This window comes from Halomonas sp. I1 (assembly GCF_032334135.1).
Taxonomy (GTDB): domain Bacteria; phylum Pseudomonadota; class Gammaproteobacteria; order Pseudomonadales; family Halomonadaceae; genus Halomonas.
In genome coordinates, this window is the sequence record NZ_JAVXUS010000003.1 from 150,688 (window position 1) to 173,515 (window position 22,828).

Genomic DNA, 22,828 nt, shown 5'->3' on the forward strand with positions numbered 1-22,828 from the left:
TTCACGACGCCTAATAAGCCATTATGCCTAGGTCGCAGCCGTCGGCCTGCACGAGACCTCATTGTCGGCCTTGTCATCCTCGTAATAGGCGATATGCGCCTGATCGGGCCGAGGAGGCCCCATCAGGGGCTCGGCCACTTCCACGTCGGGCACGGCACGGGAGAGGTCCTCCACATGCTCGTGTTCGAGGGCCCCCTGAACCCACTCATCGGTCACCACCAGCTCGGCTCCCACTGCACTCAACGGCGTCGTCGGCGAGAAGGGCGCCACCGGCACCGGCGCCGGACGCACGCTGCGACGCCAGCCGAAGAAACCGACCAGTCCCACCCCCAGCACGCCCAGGCACCAGAAAAGGCCCTCATCGCCCAGCACGGCCATGACCGGCGTGATCACCGGCGGGCTCAGGGTCGACCCGATGGCATTGATCAGCAACAGGCCCTGACTCATGCGTACCAGGGCCCCGGCCGGGGCCCGGTCGGCGGCATGGCCGACCGCAACCGGATACAACGAGAACACGCCACCACCGAGCAGGAACAGCAAGATGGCGAGCCCCCAGCTCTCCAGCGGCAACCAGAGAATGCCAGCGGAGATCAGGGCGCAGGTGGCCCCCATCAGAATCAAGACCATCTGCCGATCATGACGATCCGACCAGCGGCCTACCGGATACTGCAGCAGCATGGCCCCGAGTACCATCACCGCCATCAACTGGCCGACCCGGTCGATGCCAAGGCCGATCCGTTGCAGATAAAGCGGCAACAAGGTGTAGACCGCCGCCACCGCCAACCCCGAGCCGAAGCTACCCATCACGCCGGTCGGTGTCAGGGTAATCAGACGCAACGGCGAAAGCGGCTCTGCGCGCTCCAGCAACGGCGTCACCCGAGGGATCATGGCCATGGGCAGTACCGATAGCGCCGCCAGCATGCCAATGATCATGAAAGGCGCGGTGCTTGTCATCGATCGGGTCGCGCCGAGCATCAACTGCCCCACGACCCCTGCGGCATACACGGCGATCATGTAGAGCGCCAGCAGACGCCCCCGGACCTTCGCTTCGCCGGCCGCCAGCAGCCAGCTCTCGATGACCAGAAAGACGCCGACCGTGGCCCAGCCGCCGATCAGGCGAAACACGAACCAGGCCATGGGGTCGACGAAAAGGCCCTGAAGGAGGACAGTCACCGCCACCAGCGACGCAAAGCTGCCATAGGCCCGAATGTGGCCGATTGCCAGCAGCAGGCGGTCATTGAGCAGCGCACCCAGGGCGAGGCCGATGAAATAGGCCGACGACACCCAGCCGATGACCTGAGGAGAGTGACCGGCGGAATCCAGGCGCAGGGTGGTCAGGGTGGCGAGCGCCCCGTTACCGATGGCAAGGATGAACAGTCCCGACAAGGGTGCCAGGGCCATGAGCAACAGCTGGCGCGACATGGAAGTCTCTCGAGGCAACGAGGTAGGAAGCGCAACGACCAGCATCGTAGCGCCATATCGCGCCGACTATACTCCCGCCCTCCCTGACGGCCAATCGATTTTCATCGTTGCAGCAGTGAACGTTCCTTCAATAACGGAATGTTATCGAACGCTGTCATTTACCGCCTCTGCAGCAGCACGACATCGTTGTCGGGAAAGGTCACGTGCAGACCGAAGCGTTGCCCCAGCCATTGAAACGTCGACTCGGAGAAGAAAGCCACATGAGTCGGGTCGCGAATATAGTGCCAGCCGGCAAAGGCCTCGCGTGAACGCACACGCTTGGTCATCAGGCCCAACCAGCCGCCGGGCGTCAGGTGATCGACCAGTCGCTCGATTTCCCTGCCTGGCGCCGCCAGATGCTCGACGACCTCGGTGGCCGTGATGACATCGTAGCGCCGCCGCCATACCTCCTCGTCCGGTGCATAGAAGGGATCGAAAAGCGCCATCCGGTGCCCGGCCTCCTCGAACATCACCGACAGGGTCGGCCCAGGCCCGGAGCCGAAATCGAGACCTTGCGCCCCGGGCGGCAGTCGTGCGACCAACGGCGTGAACAACCGCTCGAGGAAACGCCGGTAGCCGGGGTCGTCGGGACCATTCTCGTGACGATCATAGATGGCCTTCTCCTCGGCCGCGGACAGGTGTTGCCATGCGGGCACGAAAACGAGCGCACAGTGTCCACACAAGTGGTATTCACGTGTGTTATCGCGATGATAGGGCCCGGTATCGAGTGATCCGCATAGCGGACACGTCTGCATCATCGTATTCTCTTGTCAGAGTCATTGTTCAAGGAGACATGCATGCTGTCAGGTCTGGACCATCTGGTCATCACCGTGACCGACATATCCCGCGCCGTGGATTTCTACAGTCGAGTCCTGGGGCTCGATGTGCGCTATCGCGATCGGGAACGCGTCGACCTGATGCTGGGCGACATGGCATTGCGCCTGCACTGGACCGCCACCGATATCGAACCCCGTGCCGCCACGCCGACACCGGGCAGCCTGGACCTCTGCCTGCGCAGCCAATTGCCCCTGGACGAGGTGCACCGACACCTGGACGCCCTGTCGGTGGATGTGGAACTCGGCCCCGTCAGACGCCAGGGGGCCAATGGCGAGCTCGAGTCCCTCTATCTACGCGACCCGGACGGCAACCTGCTGGAAATCAGCCGACCATTGCGCTGACATGCGCCGTGCCCGGTGGCATCGATCGCGGTGCCAGGTATCATGGTGCAAACAACCGTCACGCTCACTCACCTTCAAGGATGACCGATGAACGAGAACGCGCCGCACGACCCCGTGGTCGCCGAATCCAACCCCAGGCCCGACACGACCATTCCCATGGTCATCTACGCGCTGCATCTGGCGGGTATCGTCACCGGCGGGCTGACCGCCCTGGTCGGCGTGGTGATCGCCTATGTCTATCGCGGCAAGGGGCCCGACTGGCTCGACGAGCACTACCGCTACCAGATCCGCACCTTCTGGATCGGCCTGCTCTACTTCGCCGTTTCTGGCCTGCTGACCTTCATTCTCATCGGCTTTCTCACCTGGCTGGTGGCGGTGATCTGGCTGGTCATCCGCTGCGTCAAGGGCTTCAAGGGCCTGCAGGAACATCGCAAACCGGAAAATGTGGATACCTGGCTGGTCTGATCCATGGCCGAACCCGATTCTTCCTCTGCACGTCTCCAGAGCCGGGCGATCGCCACGCTGTGGCGCGCCCTTGCCGGCTGGCGCCCCGCCTCGCTCTGGCGTCTGGCACAACTGACCGGCCCCCTCGTGCAACGTTTCAGCCAGCGTGAACGCCTGGTCACGTGCGTCAACCTGAACCAGGCCTATCCTGAGCTCGACGAATCGTCGCGCCGGCATCTCGCCCGCAACAGCCTGGTGCATTCCAGCGCCACCATGCTCGAACTCGGCATGGCCTGGATGGGTGACGACGAGCGCCTGGAGGGCTCCATCCTCGAGATCCACGGCCGTGAGCTTCTCGACGACGCCCGCGATCGAGGGCAGGGGGTCATCGTGCTGGCCCCCCACTTCGGCAACTGGGAAGTCCTCAATTTCTGGCTGTCGAGCCACTTCCCCTTCACGGCGATGTACGAGCCTCCCAAGCTGGCAGCACTCGACCCCATCATTCGCCGGGGGCGCGAGCGACAGGGGGCGTGTCTGGTGCCGACCAACCCGCGCGGAGTGGCCGCCCTGCTCAAGGCACTGAAGCGCACCGAGGCGGTCGGCATCCTGCCGGACCAGGAGCCCGGCTGGGGGAGCGGCGTGTTCGCGCCCTTCTTCGGGCGCCAGGCGTATACCGCCACGCTACTGCCCAAGCTCGTGGCCCGCACCGACGCCCGTGTGGTCACCGGTGTGGCACGCCGTCTCCCTGGACGCGGTTTCGCCATCCACTTCCTGGCTGCCGACGAGCGAGTGTACGACAGCGACGAAGCCACCTCCGCCGCCGGGGTCAACGCCAGCGTCGAAGCCGCCATTGCCCTGGACCCGGCCCAGTACCAGTGGGAATACAAGCGCTATCGCAAAACCCCCGAGGAAGCCGAGCAACGCCCTGACGGGAAACGCTTCCGCCTCTACCGCTGAGCCGATATGTCGACGACGATGGAACCATCCCGGTGCTCCATCGACAAAGACAGGGTAATGAAACACCCTCGATGATGGGTGATACCCCACACAAGGCATCCGTGACATCACAAGACATTCCGGGATGACCTGAACCTCCTGGCCCGGCTTGCGCGGGGATGTGCCGGCGGGACCCTATGGAGACATGCGACATGACGTTGCCGACCCGACTCCTGGCACTTGCACTGGGAAGCCTGGTGGCCATGGACGCCACCGGCTCCTCGTCCAGCGAGGCGCTGTACGACACCATCACCGACCGGGCCGAACGCCTGGCCGAGGAAGCCTATGCCGATACGGCGTCGGCGATTCCTCCCGAGCTCGCCGAACTGGATTACGATCAGTATCGACAGATACGCTTTCGTCCAGAGCATGCCATCTGGCAGGACCGGGGCCTCTTCGAGGTCCAGCTGTTCCATCCGGGGTTTCTCTATGACCGGCCGGTCACTCTCAATCTGGTGGGACCCGACGGCGACGTAAGCCCCCTGCCCTTCGACGCTTCACACTTCCGCTATGATGACGATGTCGCCGATCTGACCGACCTCGAACTCGGTGACCTGGGCTATGCGGGCTTCCGCCTGCATTACCCGCTGAACAGCGGCGAGTACCGTGACGAATTCATGGTCTTTCTCGGCGCCTCGTACTTCCGCATGGTCGGCCGCGGCCAGGGCTACGGCCTCTCCACCCGGGGCCTGGCCATCGACACCGCGGAACCCCACGGCGAGGAGTTCCCGGCCTTTCGCGAGTTCTGGCTGATCGAGCCCGAGCCGGACGCGACCCGCATGACCGTTCTGGCACTGCTCGACAGTCCCTCGCTGACCGGTGCCTACCGCTTCGCTATTGCACCGGGGAGTCAGACCGTGGTCGACACCGAGGCACGCCTCTTCGCCCGCGATGACGTCACCAAACTCGGCGTCGCCCCGCTCACCAGCATGTTCATGCACGGCGGCATCGCCAGCTACCCGGCCGACGATTACCGCCTGCGTGTCCACGATTCCAGTGGCCTGGCGCTGCATACCGGCAATGGCGAACGGATCTGGCGCCCGCTGAGCAACCCTGAGACGCTGCATCTCTCGAGTCTTCAGGACAGTTCGCCCCGAGGTTTCGGCCTGGTCCAGCGGCCTCGACATTTCGACGGCTATCTCGATGCCGAGGCTCGCTACGAAAAGCGTCCCAGTGAATGGGTGACCCCTCTGGACGATTGGGGCAAAGGACACATCGAGCTGGTCGAGATCCCCTCCGACAGCGAAGCCAACGACAACATCACCGCCTACTGGGTCCCCGAGCAACCGCTCGAGGCCGGACAATCGCGCACCTTCCGCTACCGGCTACAAACCTTCGGTGCCACGCCCCCCGAACAGCGACTCGCCCATGTCATCCGCACCCGGCAGGGCTGGGGAGCGATGCCGGGTCAGGACGACCCGCCCCCCGCCAGCCAGCGCCATTTCATCGTCGACTTCCAGGGGCCCGCGCTCGAGAACCTCGACGCCGACCAGCCGGTGAAGGCCCGGCTGACCACCTCCAGCGGCGAGATACTCGAACCGCGCGTCCAGCGATTGCCCGGTGACGACACCTGGCGCGCCAACTTCCGGCTCACTCCGGAAGAGGGCACGCCGGCCGACATGCGCTTGGCCCTCACGCTGCACGGCGAACCGCTGACCGAAACCTGGAACTATGTCTGGTACCCCGATGAGCGCCGCTGACGCCCGAGCCATCGTGGCCCCCATCCCCTTCCGGCGCACTCGCCGAGTCACCTTCGCCCTGCTGGTCGCCGCCACCACCGGCCTGGGCTTGTGGACGATGTTCCGCATCCTCCACGTCGGCGGCCTGACACCGTTGGAGCTCGCCATACTCGTGCTGTTCACCGTGACCTTCGGCTGGATCGTCATCGCCTTCTGGAGCGGTATCATCGGTTTCGTGCTGTCCCTGACCGGCCGTGACCCCCTGAGCCTGGCCAAGGCCTCGCCTCCCAGACCGCCTGACGATGCCCGCTCGTGTACCGCCCTGGTCATGCCGATCCACAACGAGGATGTCGAACGCGTGTCCGCCGGGCTCGAAGCCACCTGTCGAGATCTGCCGCCGATCACCGAGGCACGACGCATCGAGGCCTTCGTGCTCAGCGACAGCACCGACGCCGAGATCATCGCGCGGGAGCGCACCGCCATGGCAGCCTTGCAGAACCGCCTCGCCGATCACTGCCAGCTCCACTACCGGCACCGCGACAGCAATGCGGGCCGCAAGGCCGGCAATCTCGGCGACTTCTGCCAGCGCTGGGGACGACACTATGACTTCATGCTGGTGCTCGATGCCGACAGCGTGATGAGCGGCGACACGGTGCACGAACTGATCGCGGAGATGGAAGCCAATCCGCGCCTCGGCCTGCTGCAGACGGTGCCGATTCCGGTCCGCCAGGACAGCCTGTTCGGTCGTGCCAACCAGTTCGCCGCCGCCGTCTACTCGCCGATGCTGGCCACCGGGCTGAGCTTCTGGCAATCCGACGCCGCCAACTACTTCGGCCACAATGCCATCATCCGCGTCGACGCCTTCACCCGGCATTGTGGCCTCCCCGAGCTGCCCGGTCGCCCGCCACTCGGCGGCGACATCCTCAGCCATGACTTCGTCGAGGCGGCCCTGCTGCGGCGAGCCGGCTGGGAGGTCCGCATGCGCACCGATCTTGGCGGCAGTTTCGAGGAGATGCCGAGCCATATTCTCGACTATGCCAAACGCGATCGCCGCTGGGTCCAGGGCAACCTGCAGCACCTGCGCCTGCTAGGCGGCAGTGGCCTGCACATGATCAGCCGCGTGCACTTCCTGTGCGGCGCCCTGGCCTACCTGTCGTCGCTGATCTGGCTGGCGATCCTGGTGGTCAGCACCATCGACGCCCTGATGCGTGCCCTGATCGACCCCAACTTCTTTACTTCCAACGCCCAGCTCTTCCCCGACTGGCCGATCGCCCCGCCCAACCTGATCATGCCGCTGCTCGGCGGCACCCTGGCAATGCTGCTGATGCCCAAGGTGCTGGGTGTCTGTCTGGCCCTTCGCCAGTATCCGGCACGCTATGGCGGGCGTGCCAGACTAGTGACAAGCGCGCTGCTTGAAGCCCTGTTCGCGATGCTGATCGCCCCGCTGATGATGGTCTTTCACAGCCGCTTCGTGATCGAAGTGCTGAGCGGTCGCACCGTCGCCTGGAATCCGCAGTCCCGCGAGGGACGTGCCCTGCCCTGGCGCGAGGCGCTCCGCCACACCTGGCCGGGAACCCTGGCCGGCGCTTGCTGGGCATGGATCACCTGGTGGTATGCACCGACCTTTTTCTGGTGGCTGACACCGGTATGGCTGGGCCTGATGCTGGCTGCCCCCCTCGTCCGCCTGAGCAGCAGTCTTACCATCGGCAGGCGATTGCGCCAATACGGCCTGCTGCTGGTGCCCAGCGAGACGGTACCGCCTGCCGTGCTGAGAGAGTTGACCCGGCCGACGCCCGTACACGGCGGTGCAGAGCCAGCGTCTCCTCCCTCGGAGTGTCCTCGCGACATGCCGCTCCAGTCGTTTTCGCGGGATTGGGAACGACGCCTGCCCACCCGGCGTCGAGAGACCATCGGCAAGTAACGACAGGGCCTTTTCTTTGCCGAACAAGCTGCTAGACTGAGGCCACTCGCTTGACGGGGTGCCGGTTGAGCCGGCTGAGATGACGCGCGTTCGCGATGAACACAGCGTTGATCCCGTGGAACCTGATCCGGGTAGGTGCGACCTCGTCGCACGTGAACCGGCGTAGGGAATCAGGCGGTGGACTCGGTACCTCTCATGCCGACCGTCCTCCCTCCTCGTTTCGCTTCGCCCGCCATCCGGATCCCGACATCGGAGACATGATGGCTTATCGATTCAGCGACCTGACCGACGCCTGCCAGCAGGACTGGCGCGCCTATATCGAACACGACTTCGTCCGCTCCCTCGGCGATGGCACCCTCGCCCCGCCGGCTTTTCGCCACTACCTGCAGCAGGACTACCTGTTCCTGATCCACTTCTCCCGAGCCTATGCCCTGGCCGCCTACAAGAGTCACGACCTAGCCGAGCTGCGCCACGCCTTCGAAGGACTCAAGACGATTCTCGACGTGGAGCTCGGCCTGCATGTGGGGTTCTGCCGCGAATGGGGCATTTCCGAGGATGACCTGGCCAGGCTGCCCGAATCCCGAGCTACGCTGGCCTACACCCGCTACGTACTGGACACCGGCAGTCGCGGCGACCTGCTCGACCTCCACGTGGCGCTCGCCCCCTGTCTGGTGGGTTATGGCGAGATCGCCAACTGGCTGAACGCTCGCCCGGACACCGTACGAGGCAACGAGAACCCGTTCGACGCCTGGATCGCCATGTACGAAAGCGACGATTTCCAGGGTGCCATGCGAGATGAAGTCGCCTGGCTGGATGCCCGGCTGGCGGAGGTCACGCCGGAGCGCTTCGCGCGCCTGGCCACCATCTTCCGCGACGCCACCCGGCTGGAGATCGACTTCTGGCAGATGGGGCTGGATCGCACGGACTGACGCCATATGGCCCGCTAACGATGGCGGGCAACACCACGCTTGACGGGGTGCCGTTGAAGACGGCTGAGATCATGCGGAAACAGCATGGATCCCGTTGAACCTGAACTGGCTAGGACCAGCGTAGGGATCAAGCGACACGCGGCGGCGCCTGGCGCCGGCCGCCCCTGTCCTCCCCAGCTGTCCTCCCTGATAACACCCCCAAGCAAAGGGAGAACGACCGATGGCAAAGACCGATCATTTTCTCGCCGAGAGCGCCCGCGTCGACGACGCCGCCGTCCAGGCCCTGCCCGGCTCACGCAAGATCTACGTCGAGGGCTCGCGCCCGGATATTCGCGTGCCCTTCCGCGAGATCAGCCTCTCACCGACCCGCACCTCCGGCGTGGGCCCGGATGAGCAGAACCCGCCGCTGCTGGTCTACGATACCTCCGGCCCCTACACCGACCCCGAGGCCGAGATCGACCTGCGCCGCGGACTCCCGGAACTGCGCCGCGGCTGGATCGAGGCGCGCGACGACACCGAGTTCCTCGACGGCCCGACCTCCGAATACGGCCGCCGTCGCGCCAACGACCCGATGCTCGCGCCGCTGCGCTTCGACCTGACCCGCACGCCGCGGCGCGCCAAGGAAGGCAGGAACGTCACCCAGCTGCACTATGCCCGTCAGGGCATCGTCACCCCGGAGATGGAATTCATCGCCATTCGGGAAAATCAACGTAGACAAGCCATCTCGGCACAGTACTCAGGTACCGAGGAGGTCGAGCGCATCCTCGGCCACCAGCACCCGGGCGAGAGCTTCGGCGCCCGCCTGCCCGAGGAAATCACGCCCGAGTTCGTGCGCGACGAGGTCGCCGCCGGCCGCGCCATCATCCCCTGCAACATCAACCACCCGGAATCCGAGCCGATGATCATCGGCCGCAATTTCCTGGTGAAGATCAACGGCAACCTGGGCAACTCGGCGGTCACCTCCTCCATCGAGGACGAGGTCGACAAGATGACCTGGGGCATCCGCTGGGGCTCAGACACCGTCATGGATCTGTCCACCGGGGCCAACATCCACGAGACCCGCGAGTGGATCATCCGCAATGCCCCGGTACCGATCGGCACCGTGCCCATCTACCAGGCCCTGGAGAAGGTCAACGGCGTGGCCGAGGACCTGAGCTGGGAGGTGTTCCGCGACACCCTGATCGAGCAGGCCGAACAGGGCGTGGACTACTTCACCATCCACGCCGGCGTGCTGCTGCGCTACGTGCCGCTGACCGCCAGGCGCACCACCGGCATCGTCTCCCGCGGCGGCTCGATCATGGCCAAGTGGTGCCTCTACCACCACCGCGAGAGCTTCCTCTACGAGCACTTCGAGGAGATCTGCGAGATCTGCAAGCAGTACGATATCGCCTTCTCGCTGGGCGATGGGCTGCGCCCGGGCTCGGTGGCCGACGCCAACGACGAGGCCCAGTTCGCCGAACTCGAGACCCTGGGCGAACTGACCCGCATCGCCTGGCAGCACGACGTCCAGGTGATGATCGAAGGTCCCGGCCACGTCCCCATGCACCTGATCAAGGAGAACATGGACAAGCAGCTCCGCGAGTGCGACGAGGCGCCCTTCTACACCCTGGGGCCGCTGACCACCGACATCGCGCCCGGCTACGACCACATCACCTCCGGCATCGGCGCGGCGATGATCGGCTGGTACGGCTGCGCCATGCTCTGCTACGTGACCCCCAAGGAGCACCTGGGCCTGCCCAACAAGGACGACGTCAAGACCGGCATCATCACCTACAAGATCGCCGCCCATGCCGCCGACCTGGCCAAGGGCCACCCGGCCGCCCAGCGTCGCGACAACGCCCTGTCCAAGGCCCGCTTCGAGTTCCGCTGGGAGGACCAGTTCAACCTGGGCCTCGACCCGGATACCGCCCGGGAATACCACGACGAGACCCTGCCCAAGGACTCCGCCAAGGTGGCCCACTTCTGCTCCATGTGCGGCCCCAAGTTCTGCTCGATGAAGATCAGCCAGGAGGTCCGCGACTACGCGGCGGAAAACGGCCTCGACGGTGACCGCGCGGCGGTGGAGCGCGGCATGGCCGAGCAGGCCGAGAAGTTCCGCGACCAGGGCGCCGAACTCTACAAGGAAGTATAGGGGCAAGCGACACGCCTGATTTGCAGGCCCCGCAACAGCGCCCTATCGCCACTCGTGGCGATAGGGCGTTTTCGTGTCGATAGCCTGACGCGGAACCGATGTCATGGGGCCAGAAGCGCCCACAGCATCGATATCTGACACTCGGCAGAATGTACCCGCCCCAAAGAAGATCTCACCATGCGAGACGAACTCATGGTTTTATCTCGCTACCCTAAGGACGGATTCAGCAAGAAACGATGACTCGACCATGACGACCCGAAACGTTCCGAAGGGACAGGCGCCCTCGACCCTGATGCATGCCATGCAGGTGCTGCAGATCACCGCCGTGCAGGGTCAAAGGGGGGCGAGCATCGATGACTACCTGGATGGCCTGGCCCTCAGCCGGCCCACCATCTACCGCTTGCTGAAGGGCCTCAAGGAGCAGGGGTTCTTGCGCCCCGCGCCGACCAGAGGGCGTTACCTGCTCGGCTATGAACTTCTCGTGCTGGGCTCGCAAGCCGGTAATGGCGCCGGATTGCGGGACCTGACACGCCCTCGTCTGCTTTCCCTGGCACAGCAATTCGGCGACAGTTTCTATCTCTTTGCGCCCGATGGCGTGAATGCTGTCTGCCTGGAAGCCCAGAACGGCGAATATACAGTAGGCAGCTTCGTCCGTTCCACGGGCGGTCGCGTTCCCCTGGGCGTGGGGCAGGCATCCATTGCACTACTCGCTCACCTGGACGACCAGGAATGTGCCTCCATTCTTCGACGCAATGCCGAGCGCCTCGAGCGAGACTATCGGATCTCGCTGGATGACGTCCGCGTCGAGATCGAGCGCTCCCGACGCGTCGGCTACGCACGGGGCGTCGAAGGCTCCCAGCTCCCCGAGTACACCGGGCTGGCGGTCCCTGTTCTCGATCACAGCGGCCATCCACTCGGGGCTCTGAGTTGTTCGATGCTCAAGTCACGCATGACCGCGGCCCATCGACGCAACGTCCTGCAGGGCATGCAAGACGAAGTCTGCGAGCTCGTACGACAAGCCTCCGGCCTTCTGTATGTCGAGTGACCATGACATGACGTATCCCATCGCCCCTTCACACCAGCGCCCATGTGGCTGGAATGCCTGGCTGCCCGCTCGTGACGCCAGCCCGCCGGCGAAGGATTCCATGACCGCCGAGCTGGTCGTCGTCGGTGCCGGGTATACCGGCCTGGCTGCGGCCAGAGCCTGGGCAGAGGCCCGTCCGGATGATCGTGTGCTGGTGCTCGATGCCGAGCGACTTGGCGAAGGCAGTCCAGGGCGAAACTCGGGGTTCATGCTGGAAGTCGCACTAGCGGGCGATGCCTCGACCGATGAGCTGGAGCGCATGTCGAAGCTCAATGCCTTGAGCCGGCAGACCATGTCCCGGCTACGTCGCCAGGTCGAGCATCATGGTATCGATTGCCAGCTGCAGCACAGCGGTACCTATCGTGCCGCTTGCACGCCCGGCGGCATGGCGGCCCTGTCTCGCTACCAGACCTTTCTCGAGGCAGCAGGACTGCGCTACGAACAGCTCGGCCGACCCGATCTCGAGACGCGCATCGGTACCGATTATTATGAAGCCGGCCTTTATTCTCCGGATTGTTACCTGGTCCACCCCGCCGCCCTGATTCGCGGGCTGGCCGACGCTCTGCCCGACTCGGTATCACTGCATGAACACAGCCCGGCCGTATCGGTGCATGCCGAATGCAACGGCTGGCGAGTCAACACACCGGATGCCGAGATTCGTGCTCATCAGGTCATCCTGGCCAACAACGCCTACTCTCGTGCCCTGGGAGCCGATGCATCACGCGTGACGGCCATCTATACCTACGCCGCCGTCACGCCCGTTCTGCCCGATGCGCTTCGCGCCCGGCTCATTCCCGACGATTGGGGCCTGTTGCCCGCCCATCGGCTGGGGTGCACATTGCGCTCGACGCCGGACGGGCGCCTGATGATCCGCTCCCGTTACAGCTACGAGCGCGAGGCGGACAACGCCACCATCGAGGCTTCCCTTGCCGACAGCCTGACCCGACGCTACCCCTCCCTGACCGACATCGGCCTGGAACATGTCTGGGGCGGCACGACCGGATTGACCCATAACGGTGCCCCGCTCTGGGGCACGATCCAACCCGGGCTGCACGTCTCGGCGGGCTGCAATGGTGGCGGCATCGTCAAGGGCAGCTTTCTCGGTGATGCCCTGGCGCGTCATGCCCTGGGGCAGGCCGTGGAACCCATTCAACACCTCTTCGGCAAGGCCAAATGGATGCCCCCGGAACCGCTGCGCCGCACGGGCTTTCGACTGATCTCCACACTGGAACGACGGCGGGCCGGCCTAGAAACCTGACCCGCTTCACCCCACCGCCACAAGGCACAACAACAAATGAGGTAGACATGGACGCAACGCCCCATCTCGGTCTTTTATCGGTACTGCCGGCCACACTGGCCATCATCCTCGCCTTCATCACCCGCAATACGGTGTTTTCCCTGGCTGTCGCCTGCTTCGTCGGTGTCATGACCATGGGAGAGGGGCCAATGGGCTTTCCCAACCTGTTGAAGGAAACACTGGGCACCACCAGTTTCTCGTGGATTCTGCTACTGGAACTCTTTATCGGCACCGTCATCGCCTTTTTCCAGCGAACCGGTGCCATCCAGAACTTTACGGCCTGGGTGGAAAAGCGCGCCCTGTCACGCGTCAAGGTACAGCTCGTCGGCTGGGTGATGGGCATGTTCGTCTTCTTCAGCGACTATTTCAGCCCGCTGTTCGTCGGTAGCACCATGCGAGGCTTGACCGACCGATTCAGGGTTTCCAGAGAGAAACTTGCCTATATCGCCGACTCCACTTCGGCACCGGTCAGTGTGCTAATGCCAATTACCGGGTGGGCCGTCTTCATCGCCGGCCTGTTGATCGGCATGGGGCCGATAGAAGACGCGGGACAGGCCATGTCCGTTTTCGTACACGCCATTCCCTTCAACCTTTATGCCTGGCTGTCGGTCGCCACGGTGGGCCTGGTGATCGTCGGCATCATCCCGCTGTTCGGCCCGATGAAGAAGGCGGAACGGCGCGCCCAGGAAGAAGGCAAGGTACTGCGCGATGGCGCCGATCCATTGTTAGGAGAAGAGTTGACCGACATCGCCCCCTACCCGGCGGCGCGCACCTCATTGCTGCTCAATTTCATCATGCCGGTATTGATCGTGATCAGCGTGGCGATCGGCACCTTCATCGTGCTGGATTCCGCCAAGACCATGGAAGCCTTTCTGACGGCCGCGGTCTTCCTCGGCATCATCATGCGGTTCCAGGGCATCCCCTTCAACGACATCATGAAGACCGCGACTGCCGGCATGAAAGGTGTCATGCCGGCCATCATCATTCTGGCGCTGGCCTATTCGCTCAACCAACTCTCCGAGAACATGGGAACGGCCGACTACATCGTCGAGATCACCGAGGGCTGGCTGACACCGGCACTGCTCCCTGCCATGACCTTCATGATCGCTGCCGTGATTGCTTTCTCGACCGGAACCTCCTGGGGAACATTCGCCATCATGATGCCGCTGTCGGTTCCCATCGCCTTCAACTTCACTGGCGATACCATTACGCCGCTGGTCTATGCCACGGTCGCTGCTGTCGCGGGCGGCGGTGTCTTCGGCGACCATTGCTCGCCCCTCTCGGACACCTCCGTGCTCGCTTCGACCGGTGCGGCCTCCGACCATATCGATCACGTCAAGACGCAGATCCCTTTCGCCCTGCTCGTCGCAGCCGTAGCGCTTGCCGCCTATCTGATAGCAGGCTACTGGTGGATCGACGTGGGATAACCGGATTCACATCCCTGCTCCCCGCCCTCTGAACGATTCAGGATGGCGGGGACATGACTCTGGGGCCCACCGGTATCATTACAGGCTGGACAAATCAAAATGGATAAAGGCCAGGACGACCAACAGAAGGAACAGCGTCTCCGTCACCATCAATATCACCGGCCGCCAGCCGACCACCGCCAGCTTCTGGAACGATGTCTTGATCCCGAGAGCGGCAATCGCCGTTACCAGGCACCAGCGTGAGAGATCAGTAAACCCCTCGGCGACGACCGGCGGAATCCAGCCGAGACTATTGATCATCACCAGGGCTACGAAAGCGACAAGGAATGTCGGCAACATCGGTACTTTTCCGCCTTTCCCCTCCTGCTTCCGCTCGGACCGAAAAAGAAACATGAAGACCATCACGGCAGGCACGAGCATCGCGACCCGCAACAACTTCACGAAGGTAGACACATCACCCGTCCCCTCGGAAATCATATAACCGGCGCCCACTACCTGCGCTACATCATGGATAGTGCCACCAAGGAAAATGCCCGCGTCGGTATCACTCAGTCCCAGAAGGCCCACAAGCAGTGGATAAAGAACCATCGCCATGGTAGACAGCGTCGTTACACCGACCACTGTCATGATCACATTGCGTTCGTGAGTCTCGTGACGCGGCATCACTGCCGATAGCGCCAGCGCTGCCGAAGCCCCGCAGATCGCTACCGACCCTCCCGTCAACAGCCCCATGTCCTTGTCCAGGCCCAGCAAGCGAGATAGCACCGCTCCGATAACAATGGTCAAGACGACACCACTCACCACGGTCAGCACCGGGCCGATACCAAGCTCGGCAACCTGCTCCAGGGTGATGCGTACCCCCAAAAGGGCGACACCGATTCTGAGAACTCGCTTGGCAGCAAATTCGACACCCTCCAGGCACCGTCCTTCTTCGGAAAGGAAGTGCAACGTCATGCCAAACAGTAAGGCATACAACAGAGTGGGACCGCCATAATGGTCCGCAATGAAGGTCGTCGCCAGGGCAATGGTGATACAGATCATCAATCCCGGCATGATGTTGCGAAGGGAATCCAGGTTGCGAGCCAAGACTCGCTGTCGATCCTGGGAAGGCGACATGTGAGCCTTGCCTTCATGATCTCGACGTGTCATATCGCCACCTTGCAAGTCACGGGACGCCCCTTCCGCACGTTCACTGATACGGACCGTCCCTTATGGATGAGAAAATGAACTCATGAGAGGGAAGCTCGGCGTGGCGTCAATTACGAACAGTGCCCGCCGTCACGAACGCCATGCTGCCTGGGTTCCATCAGAGAGGTTAGGACCAGTTCCCGGATAGCCTTGAGACCAGCCACGCCCGCCATCAAGAAGCACGCGCTTGCGATGCATGAGCTGCCTTGATCATATCGGCGGCTTTCTCGGCAATCATGATGGTGGGGGCATTGGTATTACCGGACACAATGACCGGCATGATCGACGCATCCACCACACGCAATCCCGTCAAGCCATGCACACGCAACTGGTCATCCACCACCGCCCAGGCGTCATGCCCCATCTTGCAGGTACCGACGGGGTGGTAGATGGTCTGGCTGTGCTGGCGGGCCGCCTCGAGCAAGGCGTCGTCACTCTGATATTGTGCCCCGGGCACATATTCCTCGGTGATGACCGATGCCAAGGGCGCCTGCCCAGCGATACGCCGTGCCACCTTGATGGCATCCACGGCGACCCTGCAGTCTTCTTCGGTGCTCAGGTAGTTGGCACGAATCGAAGGATAGACATCGGGATCAGGACTGGTGATGCGAATAGACCCACGGCTCGTGGGGCGAAGCTGGCAAACCGAAGAAGTGAACGCCGAGAACGGGTGAACCCCCTCGGCCGGCTTATCGGCAGAGAGCGGTTGCATGTGAAACTGGATGTCCGGTCGCTCGAGCCCCTCACGAGACCTGGTGAATATGCATACCTGGCTGGCGGCCAGCGTCATGGGGCCGGTGCGCGTCAGGAGATACTGGGTTCCCACGGCCAGCTTCCTCAGGGGGTGACGTACTTCATCATTGAGCGTACGACAGCGCGTCTTGAACACCAGCCGAATTTGCAGGTGATCCTGCAGATTCTCGCCGACACCCGGTAACTCATGCAGACACTCGACCCCGACCCCCTTCAGGTGGCCAGGCTCGCCAATACCGGAACATTGCAGGATCTGTGGTGACCCGATGGCACCACTGGCGAGCAGTACCTCGAGGCTGGCACTCACCCGTTCCCGGCGACCATCGCGCAGGTACTCGACCCCCAGAATGCGCTTGCCTGCCAGCAGCAGACGCTGACAATGCGCACGCTTGATCACGGTCAGGTTGGCACGCTTCCGAACTGGATGAAGAAACGCCTTGGCCGTCGAACAGCGAACCCCCCGGTAGGACGTCTGCTGAAAATAGCCCACGCCTTCCTGGCTGGCACCGTTGACATCGGCGTTCTCGGGAATGCCGGCGGCCTTGGAGGCCTCGATGAACCGTTGGGCAATCTCGCGTCTGAGCCTCAGGTCCGACACCTTCAGGGGGCCATCGGTGCCATGGTAATGATCCCCTCCTCGTTCCTGGCATTCAGACTTCTTGAAGTAAGGCAGGACATCATCGTAGCCCCAGCCTGAATTCCCGGCCGCGGCCCAGTTATCGTAATCATCGCGTTGCCCACGAATGTACAACAAGCCATTCAGGGAACTGGAGCCCCCCAGCACCTTGCCCCGAGGCCATTGCAGGCGGCGCCCGTTGAGGCCCGAATCAGGATCGGTCAGATAGCACCAGTCCGTGGACGGGTTATGCATCGTCTTGAAATAGCCGACAGGCACATGGATCCAGGGGTTCCAGTCCGCTCCCCCTGCTTCCAGCAACAGCACCTGCTTATCGGGATCCTCACTGAGCCGATTGGCGAGTACGCATCCGGCTGACCCGGCCCCCACGATGATGTAGTCATAGGCAACCTGGTTGTTATTTATTGATTTCATTGAAAAATCACCATAATGATATTTTTCGTATCGTTTATGATGATCAAAACTATGATTACGGTCAATAACGATTCAATTTGTCTCAAAAAACTTGAAATGAGAAAAATATTCCCCTACGTTGAGACCGGACCCCTCGGTCATGCTGCCCAAAAAGAACCGAGGAGCTGGCACACGCCATACAACATCCCTTCATAAGTCCAATCACAAACGCGGGAGCCCTGCTCATGAAATCACCGATTGGAAACGTGTCTCGCCGGGACTTTCTGAATATCTCGGGACGATTCGGCCTCACCTCCACGCTTCTTGCCGCTTCCGGACTAGGTGCCGGACTCACGGCCAGCACCCTGGCCAAAGCCGCTGAACAGGAGCAGCAACGTCGATACCAGACCGAACCCAAGTTCCAGCTTCGCTTCGGGGCTTCGGGATTCAACGAGCGAAACCTCGATATCCAGAAGTCAGGCCAGCTGTTTTTCGCACGGGACCTGGAAGAACGCACCAACGGGGCCATTCGCGTGGAGTTCATGGGAAGCAATGAGGTCTGCAACCAACTCGACTGTGTCAGCAAGACACAGCAAGGAATTGTCGACATCTTCTCGGCCTCGACACAGAACTCTGCAGGTGGAGCGCCTTACCTCAACATTCTCGACTTTGCCTACCTATTTCCCAGCGTCGCTTCGATGTTTCACTTCTTCTACGACAAGAGAAGCGAGAAGCTGCTTCGAGAGCCGTTACGCCAACGACACAACCTGCAGTTCCTGTTCACGCACTGTGACCTTCGGGGCATTATGATGGGCCTGAAGTGGGCAGATAAGCCCCTGGTAACCAGCCTCGAAGACATTCAGGGAACCAAGAACCGCGTGACCGGCACACAACTTGGTCGTATTGCCATGGAGCAACTCGACCTCAACCCGGTTCCGGTTGCCTGGGAAGAAACCCTCGATGGACTCCGCCAGGGCTTGCTGGATGGCGCAGAAACCTGGATGAGTGCAGTAGCCTATGCCGGTATGGCACCTGTCGTCTCTCAGGCCGTCGACTTGAGGTTCTTTGCAGGAACCGAACACACGGCCATGAGCCTCTCCAAGTTCGAAAGCCTAGGTAGTGACCTCCAGGAACAGGTCATGGAATCAGCCTACTGTGCGCAGATTTTCACCCAGGGCATGAATGAGGCAGGACGCTACCAGATCGTAGGAGCCACGGAACACCCTCAGGAAAATACGGTTTTCGCGGAAAATAATGTGCGCGTCGCACCGCTTTCTGATGCCGAACGGGAAAAGGCCGAAAAAATGTGCTCGCCGGAGTTCAACCCGAAGCCCTGGGAGCAGTGGCGAGAGCGTCTAAATGCCTGGGCCGGTGGCGTGGATATCTATAAGGAGCTTCACGGTATAGCACGTGAAATACCTCGTGACACTGCCGCGGTGAATGTCAAGCCACAGCGCTGGTGGAAAGGATAAGGCGGAGGCCCATCATGGCGAACCACGACCACTCACTAGCGCAACCAGCCACATGGTGGCTGGTTCCCTTTCGCTGGCTGGATGACAATATAGAAAAATGCATCATACTCTTATCCTACACAGGAATGTCCGGCATTATCTTTGTAGAAGTCATTCGCCGATTCTTCTTCAATGCCCAGGCCCCATGGAGTACGAGCATTCCCGTTCTTCTTTTTCTCTGGCTGACCTGGTTCGGCGCTTCACTTAACGTCAAGAACCGAACACACCTTTCGCTCAACGAAATACGGATGCGACTCCCTTATACCGGTCAGTTCCTTTGCCTTGTCCTCGACTCAGTGCTGTGGATTGGCTTTGGGATAATGGTGATAAATTTCACGATTGATCAGGTCCATTTAGCATACAACAATTTCGCCATTGTCCCTGGAACCAACGATGTTATGCAGTGGTGGTTCTACCTGGCAACACCTTTGGCCTGGGCATTAATAATTTATCGTGTTCTGCAAAACCTTTTCACCGACTGGAAACGCTTCCGAATGGGTGAACCATTCAACCTCCAGCCTTCCATGATGGACTAGGGGAAAACCCATGACAGATGGCCTACTTATCGGCCTGATCACGACAGGCGTTACACTGTTTTTCCTGCTGGGCGTTCCCATTTTCCTGGTCATAGGGCTATGGGTGGTTGGAACCAGCATGGTGATCGACTTCACGCTCGCCAATATAGGCGTAACTCTTTTCCAGGGCTTGAGCTTCTTCGGTCTGCTGGCGCTCCCCTTGTTTATATTGACGGGTGATCTGATCAACGCGGCAGGGATCGCCAAACGACTTTCGGACTTTGCCTACTCGGTACTGGGCTGGCTGCGTGGTGGCATGGGGATGGCAACACTGGGTGCCTGTGGTCTCTTTGCCGCAATCTCTGGGTCCAACGCCGGCACCACAGCAACCATCGGCTCGATCATGCAACCGGAGATGCGACAGAATGGTTACGATGACCGGTTCTCGGCTGCGACCGCTGCATCTGGCGGCACGGTCGGTATCATCATACCGCCGAGCATCATTTTCATCGTCTATGGTTTCATGATGAACCTGTCGATCAGCGATCTCTTCATCGCCGGCATGATTCCCGGGGCCATGATGGTATTGGTCATGATGCTGACCTGCCACCTGGTGGCTCGCCGTCACGGATGGGGGACCCTGATCCCCTTCAAGGTCAAGGAAAGTGCTATCTGTGCCAGGAAAGCATACCTCGGTTTTGCCACCATTGGCGTCGTTCTTTATGGAATATATTCCGGAAAATTTTCACCGACAGAAGCGGCCGCCATTACCGTTGGCTTCACTTTGATAGCAGGGCTTCTTATAACCCGAGAAATCAGCATTTTTCGACTTCCTTCCATCATGCTTCGCTCGGGTCAGATAGCCGGCATGCTGGCACCTTTAATCGCCATATCGGTGGTCATGCAACAGCTTTTGTCCGTTCTTGGTGCTGGCCAGATTCTTGAGGACCTACTGAATGGCCTTGGCAATTATTACGCCATCCTCGGGGCCTGCATGCTCATGATCCTGTTGGCAGGAATGATTCTGGAAAGCCTCCCCGTCACCATTATCCTTGCCCCAATTCTGGCACCTATCGCACAGACTGCTGGCGTGGACCCCATCCATTTCTCTGTCATCTTCCTCGTGGGGGCGGCCATCGGCTTTGTTACACCGCCATTTGGTCTGAACCTGTATGTTGCCAGCAGCATCACGGGTATCCCCTACCTCAGACTGGTTCGCTTCGTGATACCATATTTCATCGCTTTGATCTCCTGCTGGATCGCGATATCCCTGTGGCCACAACTCTCCATGTTCCTGGTCAACCTGTGAGATTGCCGTAGCGTGACAGGCCGGACCGAGCCTGTTGCGCTACCATCATGGCAGACACCGACAGCAAGCTCGTCGCAAGGAAAGCTCATGCCCAGAGACACATCCACCAACACCACCCTCCTGCGAGCCATCAGCTTGCTCGAGGAAATTGCCACGACCGAGCACAACATCAGTGCAGCGGACCTGGACAAACGACTGGACATCCCCAAACCAACGATCCACCGTCTGCTCAAGCAGCTCGAGGACCAGCAGTTGATCATGCGGGATATGGACGGCCGACATCTGCTGCCAGGACCAAGGTTGCACCGTATGGCCATGGGGACACTGGCCAACGAAAGCCTGAAAGCACCACGCCGCCTGTTGCTGGAGCGACTGGCCAGAGAGGCCGGCGAGACCTGCAACCTGACCCTGCTCGATGGCCATGAACTGCTCTACTACGACAGGGTGGAGACCAACTGGCCGGTCCGCATACAGCTACCTCCGGGTTCACGCCTGCCGCTTCACTGTACGGCCAGTGGTAAGCTTTTCCTCGCCTTGATGCCTCCTCAACGCCGCCGGGCCCTTCTATCGAGTTTGACACTGGACGCGCATACTCCATACACGCTCACGTCCGCGTCCCTTCTCGAAGAGCAACTTGGCGAAATCGCCAAGACCAGACTGAGCACCGATAACGAAGAATTCATTCAGGGTATGGTTGCCATCGCCGTCCCCATATTCGACAAGATTGGCCATATGCAAGCCACACTTGCCATTCATGCACCACAACTTCGTCACTCCATCGAGTCACTAAGAGAGTGGGCTCCACTGATGCGACAGATCGCGTCAGAACTTGAGGAAACATTCTGACCCCGCTCCAGGATTTCAGGCTCACCTTGGAAATATCAACAAGGAAATATCATTGACAGCAAAACCTCGTAATAAAAAAACTCCAGAAAGTCTCCCATGAAAAACCAGACAGACATCACATAAAAGTCACAACCGAAAAGGGTTTGTTGTTTTCACACAACATGATGCTCTCTGGTACATGGCCGTTTCATCTCGATCGCCGCACATATCGTTACATGTGATGCACTGTCCCACGAAACATGGTACGACAGCCACTTCTCGGCGGAATGTCGACATGACAATACGGAGCAGGCAGGACCGAAGCCGAGTGGAACAGGAGCCTACTCGGTCATCGAAGCGCCCTCCTTCCGGTGACGTACCTGTGCTGACTCAACGGCTCCATGGCGCCCTGTGCGGCTCACCTCGCCTGGTGCCATTGAATACTGCCAACTGGCACTATCCCTCCCGGATCAACCAATCCTAGGCTGTACTCGAGAAATGCTGAAAGCATCCATACAAGAAAAAAGCAAGAGACGAAAGCCTGAGCCATGGCCAACCAACGATAAATAAAAAGAGGAGCAGGTAAAGTGTTTCACACTATCCTCGAAAGACTGACTCATAGAGCGGCCGAGATCATGGGGATCATCGGCTCCATACTGATTCTCTATTGCATGACCTTTGGCGTCACCGATGTCTTCCTGAGATACGCCCTAAACTCCGCCTCACAGTGGATTTCCCCTACCATTCAGGCCGCCATGGTACTTCTTGCTTGTGCGGGAGGAGCTTATGCTCTTAAACACGGCTCCTTCATAAAACTAGATCTTTTCTACGCCAATTTCTCGCCCCGAAAAAAGGCGGTTTTCGATATTCTGACATCTATTCTTACCTTCGCCTTTCTTGGTGTTCTCATCTGGAAGGGAACAGACGCAGCGATCATGTCTTACAAATTCAATCAGACCACTCCCACAGCAATTCCGATCCCTATCTACCCGATAAAAGCCATTATTCCACTGTCTGCCATCATTGTTCTTCTGATTGCAGTTCAGCAACTTCTGGAGGATGTAAAGACGGTATTCAAAGGCACCCAGGAGCCATAACCACCCAGGCCAACCGGCCCCACACAGAAACGCTTAATGACGAAGAAGGATAG

19 protein-coding genes and 2 riboswitches are annotated in these 22,828 nt (G+C 60.9%); of the genes, 15 read left to right on the forward strand and 4 right to left on the reverse strand.

Annotated elements, in window-relative coordinates; genetic code table 11:
* Positions 1–27: 27 nt before the first annotated feature.
* Both RSO41_RS06280 and RSO41_RS06285 read right to left on the reverse strand, forming a co-directional pair.
* A complete protein-coding gene (locus RSO41_RS06280) occupies positions 28–1,422 on the reverse strand; it encodes an MFS transporter (protein ID WP_315618223.1) in 1,395 nt (464 codons plus the stop codon).
* A gap of 158 nt (positions 1,423–1,580) precedes the next feature.
* A complete protein-coding gene (locus RSO41_RS06285; protein ID WP_315618224.1) occupies positions 1,581–2,219 on the reverse strand; it encodes a class I SAM-dependent methyltransferase in 639 nt (212 codons plus the stop codon).
* 39 nt (positions 2,220–2,258) lie between these two features.
* On the opposite strand from RSO41_RS06285, the gene RSO41_RS06290 reads away from it, so the two are divergent.
* From RSO41_RS06290 to RSO41_RS06335, 10 genes are all read left to right on the forward strand, one after another.
* Positions 2,259–2,639, forward strand: a complete 381-nt coding sequence (locus RSO41_RS06290) for a VOC family protein (RefSeq protein ID WP_315618225.1) — start codon at positions 2,259–2,261, stop codon at positions 2,637–2,639.
* A gap of 87 nt (positions 2,640–2,726) precedes the next feature.
* Positions 2,727–3,104 carry a DUF4870 family protein gene (locus RSO41_RS06295; protein WP_275286252.1) on the forward strand — a complete coding sequence of 126 codons (378 nt, stop codon included), beginning with the start codon at positions 2,727–2,729 and terminating at the stop codon, positions 3,102–3,104.
* 3 nt (positions 3,105–3,107) lie between these two features.
* Positions 3,108–4,040, forward strand: a complete 933-nt coding sequence (locus tag RSO41_RS06300; protein WP_315618226.1) for a lysophospholipid acyltransferase family protein — start codon at positions 3,108–3,110, stop codon at positions 4,038–4,040.
* A 191-nt stretch (positions 4,041–4,231) separates the two neighbouring features.
* Positions 4,232–5,779 carry a glucan biosynthesis protein G gene (locus tag RSO41_RS06305; protein ID WP_315618227.1) on the forward strand — a complete coding sequence of 516 codons (1,548 nt, stop codon included), beginning with the start codon at positions 4,232–4,234 and terminating at the stop codon, positions 5,777–5,779.
* The gene (mdoH, locus tag RSO41_RS06310; protein ID WP_315618228.1) at positions 5,766–7,679 is read left to right on the forward strand and encodes a glucans biosynthesis glucosyltransferase MdoH; all 1,914 of its coding nucleotides are present in this window, start codon (positions 5,766–5,768) and stop codon (positions 7,677–7,679) included. The genes RSO41_RS06305 and mdoH overlap by 14 nt, the downstream gene beginning before the upstream one ends.
* A gap of 44 nt (positions 7,680–7,723) precedes the next feature.
* Positions 7,724–7,866: riboswitch (TPP riboswitch) on the forward strand.
* Between the two features lie 73 nt (positions 7,867–7,939).
* Positions 7,940–8,608, forward strand: a complete 669-nt coding sequence (tenA, locus tag RSO41_RS06315) for a thiaminase II (RefSeq protein ID WP_315618229.1) — start codon at positions 7,940–7,942, stop codon at positions 8,606–8,608.
* A 33-nt stretch (positions 8,609–8,641) separates the two neighbouring features.
* A riboswitch (TPP riboswitch) is annotated at positions 8,642–8,752 on the forward strand.
* A 76-nt stretch (positions 8,753–8,828) separates the two neighbouring features.
* Positions 8,829–10,739, forward strand: a complete 1,911-nt coding sequence (thiC, locus tag RSO41_RS06320; protein ID WP_315618230.1) for a phosphomethylpyrimidine synthase ThiC — start codon at positions 8,829–8,831, stop codon at positions 10,737–10,739.
* A 247-nt stretch (positions 10,740–10,986) separates the two neighbouring features.
* Complete coding sequence (locus tag RSO41_RS06325; RefSeq protein ID WP_315618231.1) at positions 10,987–11,784, forward strand: IclR family transcriptional regulator; 798 nt, start codon at positions 10,987–10,989, stop codon at positions 11,782–11,784.
* 7 nt (positions 11,785–11,791) lie between these two features.
* Positions 11,792–13,081 (forward strand): FAD-binding oxidoreductase, encoded by a 1,290-nt coding sequence (locus RSO41_RS06330; protein WP_315618232.1) that lies wholly within the window; start codon positions 11,792–11,794, stop codon positions 13,079–13,081.
* Between the two features lie 47 nt (positions 13,082–13,128).
* The gene (locus tag RSO41_RS06335; RefSeq protein WP_315618233.1) at positions 13,129–14,547 is read left to right on the forward strand and encodes a Na+/H+ antiporter NhaC family protein; all 1,419 of its coding nucleotides are present in this window, start codon (positions 13,129–13,131) and stop codon (positions 14,545–14,547) included.
* Between the two features lie 78 nt (positions 14,548–14,625).
* Here RSO41_RS06335 and RSO41_RS06340 read toward each other — a convergent pair whose 3' ends face one another.
* On the reverse strand, positions 14,626–15,696 hold the full coding sequence (locus tag RSO41_RS06340; RefSeq protein ID WP_315618234.1) for a YeiH family protein: 1,071 nt from the start codon (positions 15,694–15,696) through the stop codon (positions 14,626–14,628).
* Between the two features lie 211 nt (positions 15,697–15,907).
* Positions 15,908–17,539 (reverse strand): choline dehydrogenase, encoded by a 1,632-nt coding sequence (locus RSO41_RS06345; protein ID WP_315618235.1) that lies wholly within the window; start codon positions 17,537–17,539, stop codon positions 15,908–15,910.
* Between the two features lie 224 nt (positions 17,540–17,763).
* Here RSO41_RS06345 and RSO41_RS06350 point away from each other — a divergent pair, with 224 nt between their 5' ends.
* The 5 genes from RSO41_RS06350 (at position 17,764) to RSO41_RS06370 (ending at position 22,775) form a co-directional block, all read left to right on the forward strand.
* Positions 17,764–18,990 carry a TRAP transporter substrate-binding protein DctP gene (locus RSO41_RS06350; RefSeq protein WP_315618236.1) on the forward strand — a complete coding sequence of 409 codons (1,227 nt, stop codon included), beginning with the start codon at positions 17,764–17,766 and terminating at the stop codon, positions 18,988–18,990.
* A 14-nt stretch (positions 18,991–19,004) separates the two neighbouring features.
* Positions 19,005–19,565, forward strand: coding sequence for a TRAP transporter small permease (locus tag RSO41_RS06355; RefSeq protein WP_315618237.1), 561 nt, complete (start codon positions 19,005–19,007; stop codon positions 19,563–19,565).
* 10 nt (positions 19,566–19,575) lie between these two features.
* Complete coding sequence (locus tag RSO41_RS06360; protein WP_315618238.1) at positions 19,576–20,853, forward strand: TRAP transporter large permease; 1,278 nt, start codon at positions 19,576–19,578, stop codon at positions 20,851–20,853.
* A gap of 87 nt (positions 20,854–20,940) precedes the next feature.
* Positions 20,941–21,699, forward strand: coding sequence for an IclR family transcriptional regulator (locus RSO41_RS06365; RefSeq protein WP_315618239.1), 759 nt, complete (start codon positions 20,941–20,943; stop codon positions 21,697–21,699).
* Between the two features lie 566 nt (positions 21,700–22,265).
* A complete protein-coding gene (locus RSO41_RS06370; protein ID WP_315618240.1) occupies positions 22,266–22,775 on the forward strand; it encodes a TRAP transporter small permease subunit in 510 nt (169 codons plus the stop codon).
* Positions 22,776–22,828: the final 53 nt, after the last annotated feature.

Coding starts and splice junctions, on each gene's coding strand:
- RSO41_RS06280 (WP_315618223.1), bottom strand. CDS start 1,422: ATGTCGCGCCAGCTGTTGCTCATGGCCCTGGCACCCTTGTCGGGACTG.
- mdoH (WP_315618228.1), top strand. CDS start 5,766: ATGAGCGCCGCTGACGCCCGAGCCATCGTGGCCCCCATCCCCTTCCGG.
- RSO41_RS06305 (WP_315618227.1), top strand. CDS start 4,232: ATGACGTTGCCGACCCGACTCCTGGCACTTGCACTGGGAAGCCTGGTG.
- RSO41_RS06350 (WP_315618236.1), top strand. CDS start 17,764: ATGAAATCACCGATTGGAAACGTGTCTCGCCGGGACTTTCTGAATATC.
- RSO41_RS06300 (WP_315618226.1), top strand. CDS start 3,108: ATGGCCGAACCCGATTCTTCCTCTGCACGTCTCCAGAGCCGGGCGATC.
- RSO41_RS06325 (WP_315618231.1), top strand. CDS start 10,987: ATGACGACCCGAAACGTTCCGAAGGGACAGGCGCCCTCGACCCTGATG.
- RSO41_RS06335 (WP_315618233.1), top strand. CDS start 13,129: ATGGACGCAACGCCCCATCTCGGTCTTTTATCGGTACTGCCGGCCACA.
- RSO41_RS06360 (WP_315618238.1), top strand. CDS start 19,576: ATGACAGATGGCCTACTTATCGGCCTGATCACGACAGGCGTTACACTG.
- RSO41_RS06365 (WP_315618239.1), top strand. CDS start 20,941: ATGCCCAGAGACACATCCACCAACACCACCCTCCTGCGAGCCATCAGC.
- RSO41_RS06355 (WP_315618237.1), top strand. CDS start 19,005: ATGGCGAACCACGACCACTCACTAGCGCAACCAGCCACATGGTGGCTG.
- tenA (WP_315618229.1), top strand. CDS start 7,940: ATGGCTTATCGATTCAGCGACCTGACCGACGCCTGCCAGCAGGACTGG.
- thiC (WP_315618230.1), top strand. CDS start 8,829: ATGGCAAAGACCGATCATTTTCTCGCCGAGAGCGCCCGCGTCGACGAC.
- RSO41_RS06295 (WP_275286252.1), top strand. CDS start 2,727: ATGAACGAGAACGCGCCGCACGACCCCGTGGTCGCCGAATCCAACCCC.
- RSO41_RS06290 (WP_315618225.1), top strand. CDS start 2,259: ATGCTGTCAGGTCTGGACCATCTGGTCATCACCGTGACCGACATATCC.
- RSO41_RS06330 (WP_315618232.1), top strand. CDS start 11,792: ATGACGTATCCCATCGCCCCTTCACACCAGCGCCCATGTGGCTGGAAT.
- RSO41_RS06340 (WP_315618234.1), bottom strand. CDS start 15,696: ATGACACGTCGAGATCATGAAGGCAAGGCTCACATGTCGCCTTCCCAG.
- RSO41_RS06285 (WP_315618224.1), bottom strand. CDS start 2,219: ATGATGCAGACGTGTCCGCTATGCGGATCACTCGATACCGGGCCCTAT.
- RSO41_RS06345 (WP_315618235.1), bottom strand. CDS start 17,539: ATGAAATCAATAAATAACAACCAGGTTGCCTATGACTACATCATCGTG.